General features: G+C 72.3%; 19 protein-coding genes, 1 tRNA gene and 1 pseudogene. 13 read left to right on the top strand and 8 right to left on the bottom strand.

Features of this window, described 5'->3' with window-relative positions:
* Nucleotides 1–284 precede the first annotated feature (284 nt).
* The 4 genes from ACWCRA_RS31415 (at nt 285) to ACWCRA_RS31400 (ending at nt 4,436) form a co-directional block, all read left to right on the top strand.
* Nucleotides 285–1,001, top strand: coding sequence for an HNH endonuclease family protein (locus ACWCRA_RS31415; protein ID WP_351559506.1), 717 nt, complete (start codon nt 285–287; stop codon nt 999–1,001).
* 73 nt (nt 1,002–1,074) lie between these two features.
* Entirely contained in the window at nt 1,075–2,754 is a 1,680-nt protein-coding gene (locus tag ACWCRA_RS31410) for an alkaline phosphatase D family protein (protein WP_451069176.1), read from the top strand.
* Between the two features lie 219 nt (nt 2,755–2,973).
* On the top strand, nt 2,974–3,480 hold the full coding sequence (locus tag ACWCRA_RS31405) for a DoxX family protein (protein WP_351559531.1): 507 nt from the start codon (nt 2,974–2,976) through the stop codon (nt 3,478–3,480).
* 299 nt (nt 3,481–3,779) lie between these two features.
* Nucleotides 3,780–4,436 (top strand): DedA family protein, encoded by a 657-nt coding sequence (locus ACWCRA_RS31400; protein WP_351559510.1) that lies wholly within the window; start codon nt 3,780–3,782, stop codon nt 4,434–4,436.
* A 42-nt stretch (nt 4,437–4,478) separates the two neighbouring features.
* Here ACWCRA_RS31400 and ACWCRA_RS31395 read toward each other — a convergent pair whose 3' ends face one another.
* Nucleotides 4,479–4,724 carry a DUF2277 domain-containing protein gene (locus tag ACWCRA_RS31395; protein WP_451069175.1) on the bottom strand — a complete coding sequence of 82 codons (246 nt, stop codon included), beginning with the start codon at nt 4,722–4,724 and terminating at the stop codon, nt 4,479–4,481.
* Nucleotides 4,725–4,818: 94 nt separating this feature from the next.
* Here ACWCRA_RS31395 and ACWCRA_RS31390 point away from each other — a divergent pair, with 94 nt between their 5' ends.
* The gene (locus ACWCRA_RS31390) at nt 4,819–5,664 is read left to right on the top strand and encodes a nuclease-related domain-containing protein (protein WP_351559513.1); all 846 of its coding nucleotides are present in this window, start codon (nt 4,819–4,821) and stop codon (nt 5,662–5,664) included.
* A 53-nt stretch (nt 5,665–5,717) separates the two neighbouring features.
* On the opposite strand, the gene ACWCRA_RS31385 is transcribed toward ACWCRA_RS31390, so the two are convergent.
* Entirely contained in the window at nt 5,718–6,515 is a 798-nt protein-coding gene (locus ACWCRA_RS31385; RefSeq protein ID WP_351559515.1) for a phosphotransferase, read from the bottom strand.
* Between the two features lie 810 nt (nt 6,516–7,325).
* Here ACWCRA_RS31385 and ACWCRA_RS31380 point away from each other — a divergent pair.
* From ACWCRA_RS31380 to ACWCRA_RS31365, 4 genes and pseudogenes are all read left to right on the top strand, one after another.
* Nucleotides 7,326–7,637 carry a hypothetical protein gene (locus ACWCRA_RS31380; protein WP_451069174.1) on the top strand — a complete coding sequence of 104 codons (312 nt, stop codon included), beginning with the start codon at nt 7,326–7,328 and terminating at the stop codon, nt 7,635–7,637.
* Nucleotides 7,638–7,903: 266 nt separating this feature from the next.
* The gene (locus ACWCRA_RS31375) at nt 7,904–8,224 is read left to right on the top strand and encodes a hypothetical protein (protein WP_351559521.1); all 321 of its coding nucleotides are present in this window, start codon (nt 7,904–7,906) and stop codon (nt 8,222–8,224) included.
* A gap of 63 nt (nt 8,225–8,287) precedes the next feature.
* Nucleotides 8,288–8,503 (top strand): hypothetical protein, encoded by a 216-nt coding sequence (locus tag ACWCRA_RS31370; protein ID WP_351559523.1) that lies wholly within the window; start codon nt 8,288–8,290, stop codon nt 8,501–8,503.
* A gap of 33 nt (nt 8,504–8,536) precedes the next feature.
* A pseudogene (locus ACWCRA_RS31365) lies at nt 8,537–8,734 on the top strand (ATP-binding protein); the annotation flags it as partial.
* Nucleotides 8,735–8,779: 45 nt separating this feature from the next.
* On the opposite strand, the gene ACWCRA_RS31360 reads toward ACWCRA_RS31365, so the two are convergent.
* Entirely contained in the window at nt 8,780–9,364 is a 585-nt protein-coding gene (locus ACWCRA_RS31360) for a short chain dehydrogenase (RefSeq protein ID WP_451069173.1), read from the bottom strand.
* Between the two features lie 205 nt (nt 9,365–9,569).
* Here ACWCRA_RS31360 and ACWCRA_RS31355 point away from each other — a divergent pair, with 205 nt between their 5' ends.
* Both ACWCRA_RS31355 and ACWCRA_RS31350 read left to right on the top strand, forming a co-directional pair.
* Nucleotides 9,570–9,911: a hypothetical protein gene (locus ACWCRA_RS31355; protein WP_451069172.1), complete on the top strand. Its 342-nt coding sequence runs from the start codon at nt 9,570–9,572 to the stop codon at nt 9,909–9,911.
* Entirely contained in the window at nt 9,911–10,099 is a 189-nt protein-coding gene (locus ACWCRA_RS31350) for a hypothetical protein (RefSeq protein WP_451069171.1), read from the top strand. The genes ACWCRA_RS31355 and ACWCRA_RS31350 overlap by 1 nt, the downstream gene beginning before the upstream one ends.
* A gap of 80 nt (nt 10,100–10,179) precedes the next feature.
* Here ACWCRA_RS31350 and ACWCRA_RS31345 read toward each other — a convergent pair whose 3' ends face one another.
* The 5 genes from ACWCRA_RS31345 to ACWCRA_RS31325 form a co-directional block, all read right to left on the bottom strand.
* Entirely contained in the window at nt 10,180–10,374 is a 195-nt protein-coding gene (locus ACWCRA_RS31345; protein ID WP_451069170.1) for a hypothetical protein, read from the bottom strand.
* Nucleotides 10,371–10,601, bottom strand: coding sequence for a hypothetical protein (locus ACWCRA_RS31340; RefSeq protein ID WP_451069169.1), 231 nt, complete (start codon nt 10,599–10,601; stop codon nt 10,371–10,373). The genes ACWCRA_RS31345 and ACWCRA_RS31340 overlap by 4 nt, the downstream gene beginning before the upstream one ends.
* Nucleotides 10,598–10,870 (bottom strand): hypothetical protein, encoded by a 273-nt coding sequence (locus ACWCRA_RS31335; protein WP_451069168.1) that lies wholly within the window; start codon nt 10,868–10,870, stop codon nt 10,598–10,600. The genes ACWCRA_RS31340 and ACWCRA_RS31335 overlap by 4 nt, the downstream gene beginning before the upstream one ends.
* Nucleotides 10,871–11,544: 674 nt before the next feature.
* Nucleotides 11,545–12,756, bottom strand: a complete 1,212-nt coding sequence (locus ACWCRA_RS31330) for a helix-turn-helix domain-containing protein (protein ID WP_351548655.1) — start codon at nt 12,754–12,756, stop codon at nt 11,545–11,547.
* 577 nt (nt 12,757–13,333) lie between these two features.
* A tRNA-Val gene (locus tag ACWCRA_RS31325) sits at nt 13,334–13,405 on the bottom strand.
* 289 nt (nt 13,406–13,694) lie between these two features.
* Between ACWCRA_RS31325 and ACWCRA_RS31320 the strand changes: the two genes are divergently transcribed.
* Both ACWCRA_RS31320 and ACWCRA_RS31315 read left to right on the top strand, forming a co-directional pair.
* Entirely contained in the window at nt 13,695–14,432 is a 738-nt protein-coding gene (locus ACWCRA_RS31320) for a DUF4097 family beta strand repeat-containing protein (protein WP_451069167.1), read from the top strand.
* 100 nt (nt 14,433–14,532) lie between these two features.
* Nucleotides 14,533–15,900: a hypothetical protein gene (locus ACWCRA_RS31315; RefSeq protein WP_451069166.1), complete on the top strand. Its 1,368-nt coding sequence runs from the start codon at nt 14,533–14,535 to the stop codon at nt 15,898–15,900.
* Nucleotides 15,901–15,920 lie beyond the last annotated feature (20 nt).

Below are 15,920 nucleotides of genomic sequence, written 5' to 3'. Positions count from 1 at the left end.
GCCCTGGGGCGTGCGGGCGCCGTCGATCAGAAAGACCTCGTCGGACATGGGCGGACTCCTCAGCGCGCCGTGGGAGGGCCGTGCCCACGGCGCCCGGCCGCTCCCCGGGCGCCGCACCGGCAACCTCCGCCCCTCCACCGGAATGTGTCCGTCCATCAGAACACTTGATCTGTCGTGTCCATGTCGTCACCCTGTTATCTGGAGCCCACCGCGCCGACACCGGGCCCCGCAAGCCTGGCCGTGCCAGCCGACGGCCACACCCCCTCCAGGACACAGGAGTTCGCATGCCCGGAATCTACGCGCGTCGCCCCGCCGGTCCGCACCACACCGGCCACGACCACCCCGGCCGCACCCCTCGCACCGGCCGGGCCACCCGGCGCGTCACCGCCCTCGCCGCGACCGCCGCACTCGCCGTCACCGGACTGCTGGCCACCGCCCCCGCCGCCCAGGCCGCCCCGCCCACCCCGGTCAGCGCCGCCACCGCGCGCGCCTATCTCGCCCAGCTCACCGTGCGGGCCGAGGGCTCGTCCAGCGGCTACAGCCGCGACAAGTTCCCCCACTGGTCGACCCAGTCGGGCGCCTGCAACACCCGCGAGGTCGTCCTCAAGCGCGACGGTGTGAACGTGGTCCAGAACAGCAGCTGCGCGGCGGTCAGCGGCAGCTGGTACTCCGAGTACGACGGAGCCACCTGGAGCGCCGCGTCCGATGTCGACATCGACCACATCGTGCCGCTCGCCGAGGCCTGGCGCTCCGGTGCCGGCGGCTGGACCACCGCACAGCGGCAGGCGTTCGCCAACGACCTCGCCCGCCCGCAGCTGATCGCCGTCACCGACAACGTCAACCAGGCCAAGGGCGACAAGGACCCGGCCGAATGGCTCCCCGCGCGCACCTCGTACGTCTGCGCCTACGCCCGGATGTGGGTCCAGGTGAAGCACCACTACGCCATGACCCTCGACCAGGCCGAGAAGAACGCCCTCCAGTCCACCCTGAACGGCTGCTGACACACTCCCGGCCGGAACCCGCCGCACTCCTCCGTCGTTCCGTACCGTACGGGGCGACGGAGGAGGACGGACCATGACCGAGCCGGCCGGGCTTCGCCTGGGACCACTGCTGCGGTACGCCGGCGCGGAGGGCGGCGGCACCGCCACCGTCTGGGTCGAGACCGGCCGCGCGTGCACGGCCGAGGTCCGCTGCGCGGACGGCGCGGGCGGCTCCGCCCCCACCTTCCGGATCGCCGGCCACCACTACGCGCTGGTGACGGTCGCCGGGCTGACCCCCGCCACCACCACGGCGTACGAGGTGTTCCTCGACGGCGACCGGGTCTGGCCGCTGCCGGACTCCGGCTTCCCGCCCTCGACGATCACGGTCCCCGGCGCACCGGACACGGCGCTCACCGTCGCGTTCGGCTCCTGCCGCTGGGCGGCCAAGCCCGAGGGCGAGCACGACCCGGTGGGCCCGGACGCGCTGGACACCCTCGCGGCCCGGCTCGCCGCCGACCCGTCGGCCGACCGCCCCGATGTGCTGCTGCTCCTCGGCGACCAGGTGTACGCGGACGAGGTCTCCGGGGCCACCCGCGCCTGGCTGGCCGGCCGCCGCGATCTGGACCGCCCGCCCGGCGCGGAGGTCGCGGACTACGAGGAGTACACGCGGCTGTACGACGAGTCCTGGCTCGACCCCGAGGTCCGCTGGCTGCTCTCCACCGTCCCCAGCTGCATGATCTTCGATGATCACGACCTCATCGACGACTGGAACACCAGCGCCGCCTGGCTGGCCGGGATGCGGGAGAAGCCCTGGTGGCGGGAGCGGCTGCTGAGCGGGCTGATGTCGTACTGGGTCTATCAGCACCTGGGCAATCTCACCCCCGCCGAGCTGGCGGCGGACCCGCTGTTCGCGGCGGTCCTGGCCGCCGAGGACGGCACCGACGACCTGCGCGCCTTCGCCGCCCTCGCGGACGCCGACCCGGCCGCCGTGCGCTGGAGCTACCGCCGCGACTTCGGCCGCACCCGGCTGCTGATGGCCGACACCCGGGCCGCCCGGGTGCTCGACGAGGACCGCCGCGCGATGCTCGACGCCGGCGAGGCCCGCTGGCTGCGCGAACAGGCCCTGGCCGACCCGGGTTCGTACGATCATCTCCTCATCGGCAGCTCGCTGCCCTGGCTGCTCCCTCCGCTGATCCACGACGCCGAGGGGTGGAACGCGGCGCTGTGCCGGGGCGACCGGGGCGAGCGCTGGGCGCGGCTCGGCGAGGGCATCCGCAGAAGGGCCGATCTGGAGCACTGGGCCGCCTTCCCCGACTCCTTCGCGGAGCTGGCCCGGCTGATCTCGGAGGCCGGCAGCGGTCCCGACGCGCCGGCGACCATCTGCGTCCTCTCCGGCGACGTGCACCACGCGTACATCGCCGAGCCCTCCTGGCGCGGCCCGGGCGGGCCGGTGTCCCGGGTGCTCCAGCTGACCTGCTCCCCCGTGCACAACTCCATCCCGCGCGTGCTCGAAGTCGGATTCCGTTTCGGCTGGAGCGGGGTGAGCAGGGCGTGGGGACGGCTGCTGGCCCGGCACGCCCGCGCGGAGCCGCCGCCGGTGCACTGGAAGCGCACGGGCGGTCCGTGGTTCGGCAATCAGTTGATGACGCTGACGCTGCGGGGGCGGGCGGCCCGGCTGCGGCTGGACCAGGCGCGGACGGACGGAGGGAAGGGCGGGCCGGCGGAGAGACGGCGGCTGGTGACCGTGGACGAGCGGGAGCTGAGCGGGGGTTGAGCGGGAGCTGAGCGGGGGTTGAGCCCGTGCCCCCCCGGCGGGGCGGGCAGCGCCGCGCGGGGTCCCGGGAGGGGCGGTTCCGGACGGGCCGGTATGAGATTCGGATGAGAAACACCCCTCAATCGAATGTTGAACTTGCAAGTAATTTCGGGTCTCCCTAGCTTGGGGGCAGCAGTCGCAACCCCCCACACACAGGAGCCCCCCATGGCCAACACCTCGTTGACCTCCCAGCTCGACCGGACCCAGCCGTATGTGATCGGAGCATTCCGGATAGTCATCGGACTGCTCTTCGCCTGCCACGGCGCGGCCTCGCTCTTCGGCGTCTTCGGCGGCGGCACCGTCGAGACCGGCGCCTGGCCCAACTGGTACGCGGCGGTGATCCAGCTCGTCGGCGGCGGACTGGTGATGCTCGGCGTCGGCACCCGCAGCGCCGCGTTCATCTCCTCCGGCTCGATGGCGTACGCCTACTTCGTCAACCACCAGTCGGAGGGCCTCTTCCCGATGGAGAACAGCGGCGAGGCCGCGGCGCTCTTCTGCTGGACCTTCCTGCTGCTGGTCTTCACCGGCCCCGGCGCCCTCGCCCTGGACAAGCTGTTCGGCTCGCGGAACAGCGGCAACTCCCAGAACAACCGGAACAACCGGAACAACCGGAACAGCCAGAACAAGGAGAGCGCCCGGCGGACCGCCCCGAGCGAGGAGCGGCAGTCGGCGGGTGTCACCGCCTGATCACCGCGCGCCCGTCCCCCCACGCCCGGGCGCGCACAGCACATCCGGAGCGCCCGAATCCGCCACCGCGGGTCCGGGCGCTCCGCCCTGTGGCCACCCGGCCCCCTCCCGCCGGCGCCCTGTGACGCGGCCTGGCGGCGCACAAGCGGGAATTCAGGGAAGAAAGTGATGATCACAACATCAGCGACCCCCGGGTGATCTCTCGGCAAACCTCCGGCGTACGCTGTACAGCTGTTACCGCCGCCACAACCGACCGCCTCCAACGTCGCGGCACGTCCACGAAAACGGGGAGAGTCAAGGTGCTAGAGAGTCTGGGGCCGCTGACCGGCAGCCCTTGGATCTACGCGGTGGTGGCCCTCTCCGTACTCCTCGACGTCTTTCTGCCGGTGCTGCCGAGCGGAGTGCTGGTGATCACGGCGGCGACCGCCGCCGCGGCCGGCACCACCACCGCCACGGTCGCGGGCGCGGCCGACCAGGTGCCGCGCGAGGTTCCCTCGCTGCTGGTCCTGGTGCTGTGCGCGGCCACCGCTTCCGTGCTCGGCGATCTGGTCGCCTACCGGCTGGCCCGGCGCGGCGGGGACCGCTTCGACCGCGCCATCGCCAAGTCCCGCAGGCTCACCAGCGCACAGGCCCGGCTCGGCGCCACCCTCAACCGGGGCGGCGGCGCCCTGGTGGTGATCGCCCGCTTCGCGCCGGCCGGCCGCTCGGTGGTCTCGCTGGGCGCGGGGGCGGCCCACCGCAAGGTGAAGGAGTTCCTGCCCTGGTCGGCCCTGGCCGGTGTGGCCTGGGCCGGATACAGCGTGGGGCTCGGCTACTTCGGCGGCCAGTGGCTGGGCGCCAGTTGGGTCGGCGCCTCGGTCTCCGTACTGGCGCTCTTCGCCGGTGGCGCGCTCGCGGCCTATGTCATGCGGCGAACACCGGCCGCGGCTCCCGCGGCGGCCTGCGCCGACGCCTGAGCGAGCCGCTCCCGTCCCTCCCCCGTCCTGAGACCCGTGGTCTCAGGCTTCTGCCGTGTGGGGGGTGCGGGCGTGGCCGGAGCCCCGGATCTCCAGACCGTCGAGGAGCGCACGGGTGGATTCCGCGATCTCGTCGACGGCCCGGTCGAACACCTCGCGGTTGTGCGCGGCGGGCGCCCGGAAACCGGACACCTTCCGTACGTACTGAAGTGCGGCGGCGCGGATGTCGTCCTCGGTGGCCTCTTCGGGGAGGACGGGCGGGCGGAGGGTCTTGATACTGCGGCACATGCTTTCAGTGTGCCTCGGACGCGGTCTTGTGAGCCATGGTGCCGGGCTGCTGCCATAGCGGCACGGAACGCTACGGCACAGGGGGTCCGGTCCGGTGGAGGAGCTGAGAGTCACCTCGTGGAAGCGGTTCGGGCACGACCGCCTCTATGTGAATCTGCCGGACGGCACCGCGGTCGCCTGGGCGGACCGCGGGACCGGCCGGATCACGCTGCTGCGGCCGAGCTACCGCGACGCGGTCCTCGACGCGCTCGCCCGGCACACCCCGGGCGCCCCCGCCGCGGCCCCCGGGTCCCCCCGCCCCCGGCTGCCCCTTCCTCCCCTGACCCCGGAGAACGACCTCAGCGCCCACCCGCCGGGCGCGGCCCTGCGCGCCCTGCTCGCCGCATCCGGCCCCGGCCTGCTGGAACGCGCCCTCGCCCGCCTTCTGCGCCGCCCCTCCACCTGGGACTCCTGGCGCAAGGGCCTGGCAGGCGAGCGCCGGGTGGGGGCCGAGCTGAACCGGTTCCGGCGGCACGGCTGGCAGGTGCTGCACTCGGTGCCGCTCCCCCGCGACGTGGACATCGACCATCTGCTGATCGGTCCCGGCGGGGTCTTCTGCGTCAACACCAAGCACCACGACCGCAAGGCCGTCGAGGTCGGCGACGACGCGGTACGGATCGCGGGCGGGCGCCCCCGCCCCTACCCGGCCAGGAGCCGCGCCGAGGCCCGGCGGGTCCGCCGTGTCCTGGAGCGGTTCTGCGGCTTCGACATCCCGGTCGAGCCGGTCCTGGTCTTCGTGGGCGTGACCGAGCTGCGGGTGACCTCGTCCGGCGCCGGGATACGGATCTACCAGGACCGCCAGGTCTCCGCCCTGGCCTGTCTGTCGGGGGCCCTCACCCCGGAGCGCGTCGCCGAGATCTTCGCGGTGGCCCGCGACCGGCGCTCCTGGCTGGACGCGTGAGGCCGCCGGGCCCTCCACCAGCCGACCGGTCCACCGGCCCACCGGCCCGTGGGTCAGACCCGGCCCAGCAGCACACGGAAGCGGGCGTTGCTGGGCTCGGCCCCGCGCTCCCCGACGGTGGCGGTCCAGTGCCGGCACGTCACGTCCACAAAGGTCTCGACGGCCGCCCGGTCGGCCGCCCGCCAGCTCGGGAAGCCGGCGAGCCAGGCGAGCGCGACCTCCGCCGGCTGGTCGCACTCCAGGAGCCGTACGGCCGTGTACGCGGGGTCGACCCAGGCCGGGCCGACGGCGGGCATGGCCCAGTCGATGACATAGGACTCCCCGCCCGCGTGGCCGACCATGATGTTGTGGGGGTTGGTGTCGGTGTGCAGCAGGGTGCCGCCCGAGAGCCGCTCCGCCTCACCGTCCAGCAGATGCGCGGCGAACCGCTCCACGAGGCGCGGCACGGGCACGCCCGGCGGGGGCCGCAGCAGGGCCATCCGGCCGAGTACGGCGGCGACCCGCGCCAGGTCGCCCGTACCGGGCCCGAGTTCGGCGTGCCGGCCGTCGATGTGGACGAAGGCGAGACAGAACCACCCCGCCGCCCGCACGCTGTGCCGGATCACCGGCCCGACCCCCGCGACGGTACGGTTCAGCGCCACCTCGCACCGCAGCGCGGCGACCCCGTCCGTGTCGTCCTCCCGCACGCCCTTCAGGAAGAGCCGCCCGTACCGCTCCGTGTGAACCGCCAGCGCGAGGGAGCAGTTGAGCCCCTCCACGACCACCACCGCCGCCGTGACCGCCCCGGTCTCCCGCTCCACGGCCACCCGGAGCGCCAAAGGGAGTCGATGCCAGTCGACGCGCTCGGACATGGGTTCCTCCCCTCACGGGCGAGGGCACCGTACCCGGCGCCCTCCCATCATCGACGCGGGTTCAGCGCTGCGTGGCACCACACTTGCGGCACCGCTGCTTCTCGCTCCACCCGACCCACTCGTGGTCGCACTCGCTCAGCGTCCAGGGCTCCATGGCACTGTCCTCTCTCTCCTCCACCGGTACCGACCGAAGAATGAATGCCCGGCCACACCCCCGCACTCCCCTCCCGACGCCCCCGGTTCCGGGCAACTACACCGCAAACCCGCCCCAAGTCTCCCCCGGCGCACAAAAACGCCCCTCCCGCTCGCACGGGAGGGGCGGTTTCCGCCGGGCCGCCGGATCGCCGTGCGGCAGCGATCGGTGGTGGTCCCGGGCCGATGGAGATGCCGGGGGCGGAGCCGGAGGCTGATCGCGAGAGGCACGGCCGTCCTCGAACCGCCGGCAGCTCTTGTGCGGGACCAGTCACGCGTGCGTGAGTCCGCGGATGATCCGGCGCGCTCAGGGCCCCTCCGCCGCATGATGGGTGTCGTCAGGGGCTGACGCGGGGGTGGGGGGACGTTGGCCACCGATGGGCCAGAGATGGCCGGTGATCGACTCCCCGCTCAGCGAGGCTTCCCCGATCGAGTGGCATCCCACCGGTTTCCACTCGGCGGCGCGCGGCCTCAAGGTGACGCGCAAGCAGAACGGGCACACGTGGGGATTCGTCGTGTGTTGTCCGTGCGATGAGAGCGTACGGGTGTCACGCACCCCCAGGAGCCCAGGAACAGAGGCGAAGAGCATTGACGAGTTCACCCGAACCCATCGCGGCCATGCGTGAGTGGCGCTTCAGCCTGCTCATGCGGGACCCGCTGACTCCGGAGCAGCACGAGACGCTGGGCCGGCTCGACTGTTTGAACGACGGGCTCATGAGCCTGGCGGAAGGGCCCGACTGGGCTCGGTTCGTCTGCCACTTCTCCGCCGGGACCCTCACCGATGCCATCGCGGAAGCGATCGGCCGGTTCGAGCACTTCCCGGGTGTTCTCATCCGAAGTGTGGAGTTGGACCCGATCTCGCTCGATCACAACGGCATGGCGACCGCTGCCGTGGTGGCGGCCCCGCCCAAACTCCCGGAGACAGCCTGAACGGCCGTGAAAGCTCGCGGGTGGCGCCCGGCGGGCTGGGCACCACCCGCGTCGCCGGGAGCGCGACGAAGCCCCCACTGATCTCGACAGAGGGCTCCCGCTCGTGCGCGAGCGACACCTGCGGGCGGAAAGTCCCGGGACGGGGCCTGCCCCGCCGGTTCATCAGCCGGCGTCGGTCAGCTCACGTGCTTGACCGCCGGTGGTCAAGTCGGCGCTCCTGGCGGAGACTGGGCACTCGGTGCCGGCCTCCGGATGGGATGTGTCGCATGGCTCAGGCCAACTGCCCCGGCTGTGGGGCGTCGCTGGAGCAGCGGGGCGATCAGTGGGTCTGCCCGGCCTGCCACACGTCCCGCGAACCCCAGCCCGGCGGCTTCACGTACCACCGCGTACGGTGCGAGAACTGCCACAACCTCTCCGGCCTGGCGGGCCCTCGCGGTGGCTACGTGTGCGGGACCTGCAACTTCGGTGTGACCCCTGTCGGGTACGAGCTGGAGAGCGCGGAGGCCCGGAAGCGGGTGTCCGCCGAGCGGATCGCCCGCGCCAAGAGGGAGCGCGCCGCGCGGGAGAAGGGCACCCCGCAGGGCTGACGCCGCTTCGTCGTCGCGCGGGCGCCCGCCCCGCCGCGGGAACTCCGGCAGATCGCGGTCCGAGTGCGCCAGCCGGAGGACCTGCCCGAGCGCGGTCTCCTGGTCAGGGCATGGGTGGAGCCGGACGTCACGGGGTCCGTTCCCTGGCTGCTGGTCGCTCCCGCGGACTCCGCGCCGACGGCGGCGGACCCCGGCTCCGCCACCCGCATGCTCCGGTGCGCGCGCCAGCAGCTGCTGCTGACCGGCGCCGCCACCCTCGCGCCCCCGGCGCAGTCCTGAGCCACGCCCCCGGGCAGGCCGGGGCACCCGGGACGCGAGGAGAAGAACAGCGTCGCGATCGCCTCCACCGAGTCCTTCGGCGGCTGGACCAAGACGTTCACGGACCCCCGCCTCTGCGCAGCCATCGTCGACCGCCTGACCTTCAACGGCACGATCATCGAGACCGGCACCGACTCCTACTGCCTCGCCAGCACACGGGCCCGAGCAGAAGAGCCTGCCGCGGCCGGCTGACTCCTGCGGGTTCTGTCCCGACGGCCCGCCGCCCTCACCTGGCAGTTACGGACGTATGGTCTGGCCCTGCGCTGTTCCTTCCACGGCCTCCACATACGCACGGGCCACCTCGGAGACGGGAGTACCGTCAGCCGAGTCCACCCCCATGCCTTCCAGAGTCTCCTTGATCCATCCGGGGCTGATGAGATTGATGCGCAGGCTCCGCGGCAGCTCACCAGCCACATTGCCGACAAAGCCCTCCAGACCGGAGTTGATGAGAGCGCCCAGCGACCCGCCGGCAAGCGGAGCGGAGAAGGTGCCTCCAGTCAGCGTGACGGAACCGCCGTCGCGAAGATGACGCACGGCTCGCCGGGCCAGCGCAACCTGCCCCAAGAGCTTGCCCCGCACTCCGGCCGCGAACTCGTCATCCGTCACTGACGCCACATCCACCAGCGGGCCGCTGGCGGCACAGCACACCACCGCGTCGAGGTCTGGCACCTCACCGAGGAGCGCGTCCAGAGAGGAAGGATCTTCCAGATCCACCTTCACCGGGCCGCGACGCGAAGCCTTCACGACCTGATGGGAATGCTCTAACGCGCCGGCGACAGCACTGCCGACCGTTCCGGTCGCCCCGATCACAAGTACTTTCATGCATCGATCATGTCAGTGGTGGCACCCGAGCGTCCGTATTAATCAACACGGCCAGACCGGCCAACGCGTCAACACCGCGACACGCTTCCGCGTCTCACTGCCGTCATTTCTCCTGGTCGTCCACGAGCCTCAAGATCGCCAACTGCTGCCCCATTCGACAGAGAAACGCTGCTGCTTGAAGTGAACGAAGCCCCGGGGCGGGTTCGTGGACGCGTGGCACAAGCTGGCCGTCGCCGGTCTGTCCATCTGGCCCGACGACGGGTACACGCCCGCCGTCCACCCGTCCCTCACCGTTCCACGTCATGACGAGGCATGGCTCCTCGACATCCACCAGACCCGGCTGCCCGTCCCCGGCATCACCGACGCCTGGGAGAGCCACGCCCACCGCACCCGCCGGGTGCGCCTCACCCCCGTCACCCACCCGCTCCCCGCCAACCTGAACGAGGACACCGCCCGGGCCCACGTCGACCAGGCCCAGGCGGACGAGAAGAGCGGAACCCGCACCGGCACCACCGATGTCCGCCACCCCCGGAAGAGGCGGACCTGATGCCCTGGTTCCCACACACCCAGCGGATCACCCGCCCACCCGACGACTTCGGCGCCTGGGTCGTCGCCACCATCTGCGTCCTCTCGATGATCGGTCACGGAGGGGAGACAGCGGCTCAACTCCGGGCCGATGACCGCCCGCCCGGCCCCGCATCAGCCCCGGACGACGCCCACCACTCCGCCGAGTGAAACTGGAGCTGACACTCCGCATCCCGGAGTCACTGAGCGCGCCGGTCCGTCGGAGGCGCCCCCTCGTCGGTCCGGCTCGATCAGGGGGTGTCGGCCCCATGCCGGATGTCGTCCGGGGCCGACGCGGGAGCCGGTGGACGGTCCTCGGTGAGCAGTTGCTCGCCGATGGACCAGAGGTGGCCGGCGACCGCGATCAGCCCGAGGACGGCGACCGACATCACCCGCGCCTCCTCCACGGCTGCCTCGCTGCGGTGCCGGCCCTGACGGCGCTTCACAGCGGCGGCTTCGGTGCCGGGATCATCGCCCCCGGGCCCGAGCCCGTGCCGAGCCACCGCGGCATCCTCGCTCCCCGGGCGTGGCAGGAGTGCTCGCACTGGAGAGTCAGCAGCGGGCGCTCGCCGGGGCCCTGGCTGGTGAGCCGCAGCTCACCGGGGCCGGGGCAGAGGCCGCATTCGCCCTGCCGGCACTCAGGGGTCAGGTAGCGGGGCGTGGGGGTGGTCATGAGGCGGGCCGCCGGAACGCCCGGAAGGGAGCGGCGTCGTCGCCGGCCGGGGGGTGGGGTGCGGCGGTACGCAGAGCCTCGGCGATCTGTTCCGTGATCTCCGCGCTGGGCGCTCCGAGGGAGACGTACGCGCCACCGCCGCGCGTCACGACCGGGGCGACCTGGCGCCAGGTCTCCTCAGGGACACCGAGGTCCGCGAGGGCCGTCCGCATCGCGCGAACTGCGGCCTCGGCGGCATCCAGACTGGCTCGCCACGCCTGCGTGTCCATCACCGGCCCCCCCTGGCGACTGCCTTGCTCAGATGCGACCTCACATCCGCGCCAGGCAGGAGCCGCACGGGCTGACCTCCCCAGATCGGCGGAGTGTCCCACCGGACGAGGTGGGACGGAGGCAGAGGAATCCAGCCGTGGGGCCCGGATCGTACGTCGGTCACCCCCTGGGATCGCGGGCCGAGTGCGGAGCGGCCGGTGCCGGGGAGCACGAGGAGCGCGGTAGTGGTGTCTCCCATCAGGAGGCAGGGGATCGGTACCGGTGCCTCCGCATCGAGGCGGACCATCATGTCCATGCCCACACTTCTGGGGAGTACGAGCGCGTCGAAGGTGTACCGCGTGGTCGCGATGAGGGCGGCTCCGGGCGATTCCCGGAGTCGCTCCATGATGTCGTTCTGAGCAGCGGGCGCACCCGGGATCGGATGGGCGCCGGGCGTGGAGCAGTCGGCGCTTTCACAGGTGCAGCCCGAGCGGGGCCGGTGACGGTGGCCGAGTGCGAGCGGCCACCCCAGCGTGTGGGTGTAGATGTGCGCAGCTTCTACCGCGTCTCGGGTCTCGATCGGCCCCATCGCCGCTCCCTGGTGATCGTCTGAATGCGTTGCGTGACGATCCGAGGGTGAGGCAGCAGGTGGGGCGCGTCCCCTAGATTTTCTAGGGGACGTTCGCTGGGGTGATCAGTGGACCAGCTCCATGTTCCTGACCAGGAACGACAGACTTGCCGCCTGTGAGGGGACACCGACGCGCGCCATATCCGCCACCGCTGCCCGGGCCATGGGGTCGCCGAACACGTAGTGCGGGGCGGCGGAGGCGGCCGACCGGAGTTTTGTCACCGCGGAGGCGTTGCGTCCCATGCGGTGCAGCGCCCGGGCTTCATCGATGGCGAAGTGAGTGCGGCGCTCGCGGCTCGGGACCGTGGAGATGTTCACCTCCGGGACGGTGGTGAGCCCGGCCTCGGGCTGGTCGACCTCCACACCCACCTCGGCGGCGTGGACGGCCACGGTGCCCCGGCCGAACACCGTTTGAGATTCCAGGTCGTAGAACTCGGCGCCCAACCGATCGGCGTCTTCGAGCGCTGCGCCCAGCCGCGCCCACGCGGCCGTGCCCTGTGTGGAACGTGCGTGGGCGATGGCGCACCGCAGATGCAGGGCTCCCCTCATGGCGAGAGCGGCGGATGGCGGACGGGGCGCGGCGGCGATCGGCTCCAGGTCCCGCAGAGCGGCCTCCGCCACGACCACAGTCTCCGTCAGCGACGCCTGATGGAGCAGCGCCCCGCAACGGTCCCACGCCACAGCCGCCTTGGTGATCGGGTCATCCAGGGCAGTCGCTGCTCCGGCGGCGACCTCGGCAGCGGACCAGGCCAGATCGGGATAGCCGAGGCTGTTGAGGCACATGCGGGCGGTACGGGCGGCGTCGACCATGAGCCGCAGCGATTCCTCGCGGATGCCGCCTTCGGCCATCAGGAGTGCGCCGTTCAGGTCTTCGACCATGGCGGGAAGCAGGCTCGCGAGGCGCGGGAGATTGGCGGCCTGACGGGCTCTGTTGGCTTCCCAGGAGGCGGCGTGCATCTGGGCCAGCCCGGGGATCGATGTTCCGTGCTGCCTCAGGCCCGGGTGCCCGGACAGGATCAGACCTGCTCGGCGGAGGCCGGCACGGAGGGCCGGGATGTGAGCGTGGGCGATGGCACCGCTGTGGTGCTGAAGTCGATAGGGCTGCCCGAGGAGCCAGACCACGTCCACATCGGTCTGATCGGCGATGGCGGTGATGACGGAGTACCGGTCGAGGGGCTGCCGACCCGACTCGACGTTGGCCATCCAGGACTCGGTTCGGCCGAGGAAGTCGGCGAGTTGCACCTGTGAGAGGCCGGCTGCGTTGCGTGCGATCCGCACGCGAGTACCAATGTGCTCATGGGCAGGAAGAGGCATGATGAGGGCTCCTGTTCTGACCTGGACATTCAGAACGTACCCCCCTCCTGTGGCGCGGGGAACGGCGAATCCTCCCCAACACCCGTGGGGCACCTTCGTGTTGACAGGTTCGGGCCTCATGGGTGCGGTGGGTCCGCCACGATGGGCCCGTGACCACGGAGGTGACCAAGCCCCCGACGCCCCGCGAAGAGCCGACAGCGGTCCCCGACCGCCTGGGCTCCGGTCCCGCCGGGGTTCACGACGCGGGGCGCACGGCACACCCGCGACACCTGGGTGAAGGAGGACCGGGTCGACCGCGCGCTGCGGTTCGCGACGACGGAGGGTGGGTGCCGAAGGACATCGAGGGCGGGTACGAGCGCGTCACGCCCGAGATGCGGCGGCACCGGCTGGACCGTCTGGACCGTCTGGAAGCACGGTGGCGACGGGGTCGGGGGCGAGGGAATGATCTGCCGTCGGGACGATCTCCCAAAAATCCTCTGAATGATCAAGAAAACCCCCCGGACCGACCTTGGTCCGGGGGGTTTTGCCTGTTCAGACACCGTGGGCGCGGACGGTTTCGAACCGCCGACATCTGCTTTGTAAGAGCAGCGCTCTACCCCTGAGCTACGCACCCGTGGATGAGGGAACAGCGTACATGCCGGACGGCCCTGCCCCGCAAACCCGTTCCCCCGGCCCGGGCGGCGGCGGGAAGCGGGCGTGGGAGAGGGGGGCTGGCCCCACCAACGAGACGGTGGCCGGCCGGATCGTCGGCGGGTGGGTGGGGTTCTAGCGTGAGGGGACATCGCGGGAACCAGCAGGGGGAATGATCACCAATGGCCGGGAGCCTTGTTCGACTCCGTCGTGAGCAGCGTCGTCGTGAGCACCGTCGTCGTGGGCGCGTCCGCCGGGGGGTGGTGGCGCTCGTGGGCGGGGGGCTGCTGGCCGGAGCGGTGGCGGGGTGCGGGAGTACCGACGCGGAGAGCGCTCCCGAGGAGCGGAAGGTGTTCGCGCTCGCCGGGGAGAGGCTCACCATCGACAGCGACAACGCGGCCGTCGAGGTCGTCGCCGCCGATGTCGAGAAGGTCGAGGTGACCCGGCGGGTCGACGGGTGGGTCTTCGCCGGCAGCGGGCCCGAGGCGTCGTGGCGGCTCACGGGGGACCGGCTGGTGCTGCGGGTGAAGTGCTCCGGCGTCGTCACGGACTGCCAGGGGCTGCACCGGGTGACGGTGCCGCGCGAGGTCGCCGTGACCGTGATCGACGACAACGGGGGTGTCACCGCGTCCGGGCTCCGGACGCCGCTGCGGATCGAGACCGACAACGGGGATGTGACCGTGCGGAGGACCAGCGGGGCACTCGACCTCGTGAGCGACAACGGCACCATCACCACCGAGGGGGTCACCGCCGGCACCGTGCGAGCCCGGTCCGACAACGGGGACATCCGGATCGGGCTGGGGGCGGGGGCGGTGCCCGAGCGGGTGGAGGCGGTCAGCGACAGCGGGGACATCCGGATCGCGCTGCCGCGCGCCGGAGCCCCGTACGACGTCGGCGCCAAGAGCGACAACGGCTCGGTCGACATCGGCGTACCGACCGACGACGGCAGCCGGAACGCGGTGACCGCGACGAGCGACAACGGCTCGGTGAAGGTGCGCACCGCCGAGTAGGGCGGCCGGGTGGCGGGGCCGCGAACCAATCGGCCCGTGTGTTCGTCGGTACCAGGTGGGAGAATGTACCGGGTACGGCGACGCAGCACGGGAGAGGGATGTGACGGCGACACACACGCAGCCGCACGCAAGAGCGACAGCGAGTGGCGTCCGGGATGTCCTGGCCCTGGTGCTGCTGCCGGTTCCGCTGGCGGTGGCCGTCCTCGCCGGCTCCTTCACCGGCGGGGGTACGCGGCGCTGGTTCGGCGGGCGGGGCGAGAGCCGGCGGGCCGACGCGCAGGCCGCGAAGGACGCTGCCGCCGCTGCCTTCTACGAGCTGGACAGCGCCCAGCGCGAGCTGCGGATCTCCATCGAGACGATCACGGCCGTGGACAGCACCCCGCGGGCACAGCGGGCCGTGGACGGCTTCGCGGCCCTCGGCCGGCGGATCGACGAGGTGAGCCACCACTACATCACCGCCGTCGACGCGCACGATCTCGACCGGGACGACCTGGAGCCCGCCGCCGCCTCCCGGGCCCGCGACGAGCTGGACCGGGCGAAGGACGAGCTGGCCGGGGTGAAGGCCGATCTCGACCGGTTCGCCGAGGGGCTCGGACCGCTGCTCGACACGGCGGAGACCCAGCTCGCCCGGCTCGCGCCGGCCGTGGAGCGGGCGCGAGCGGCGCTCCTCTCCGCGAGCAATGCTCTCGACACGGTGCGCGGCTCCGGAATGCGGGCGGACGATCTCGCCGCCCGGCTCGCCGCGCTCGCCCCCGAGCTGACCAAGCTCAACCAGGGCGCCGGCCGCCATGGCGTCCCCGGGACACTGCACCGCGCCGACCGGGTGCTGCGCGACGCCGAGGCCGTGCGCACCGAGGCCGAGCGGCTCCCCGAGCGCGCCGCCGAGATCGACCGGCGGCTGGTGTCGCTGCGTACCCGCGCGGAGGCCCTCACCACCCGGACCGAGTCCGTGGAGCCGGTCCTCAGCGAGCTGCGGCGCCGTTTCTCCGCCGCCTGCTGGCAGGATCTCCAGCCCGTGCCCGAGCAGGCCGCGCGCGGTCTGCGCCAGGCCGGGGAGAAGCTCCGCGAGGCCGCCACCGCCCGGGACGAGCAGCGGTGGCCCGACGCGACCGCCCTGCTCAGCACCGTACGAGCCCTGCTGAACAGCACCGACGAGGCCGTCTCGGCCGCCGGTGACCGGCTTCAGCAGCTCAACGCCGTCGCCAAGGACCCCCGGCAGGAGATCGAGCGCACCCGTTTCGCGGTGCGCGACGCCCAGCGCCTCGCGATGACCGGGCGGCAGACCCCCGATCCCCGCCACGCCCGTCCGCTCGACGAGGCGGTCGCCCGGCTGGACCGGGCCGTCGCCGGGCTCGACGGCCGCCACCCCGACTACTGGCACTTCCTCACCGAGACCGAGGCCGTCCGGCGCGCCGCCGCCCTCGTGGTCGAGCGGATCAGGGAGGACCGGGTCGCCGGAAAGCCGTGATCCCGGGCCCGCGGCCCCTG

It is taken from the genome of Streptomyces sp. NPDC001889, assembly GCF_053594535.1.
This window is presented reverse-complemented; position numbering and strand designations above follow the sequence as displayed.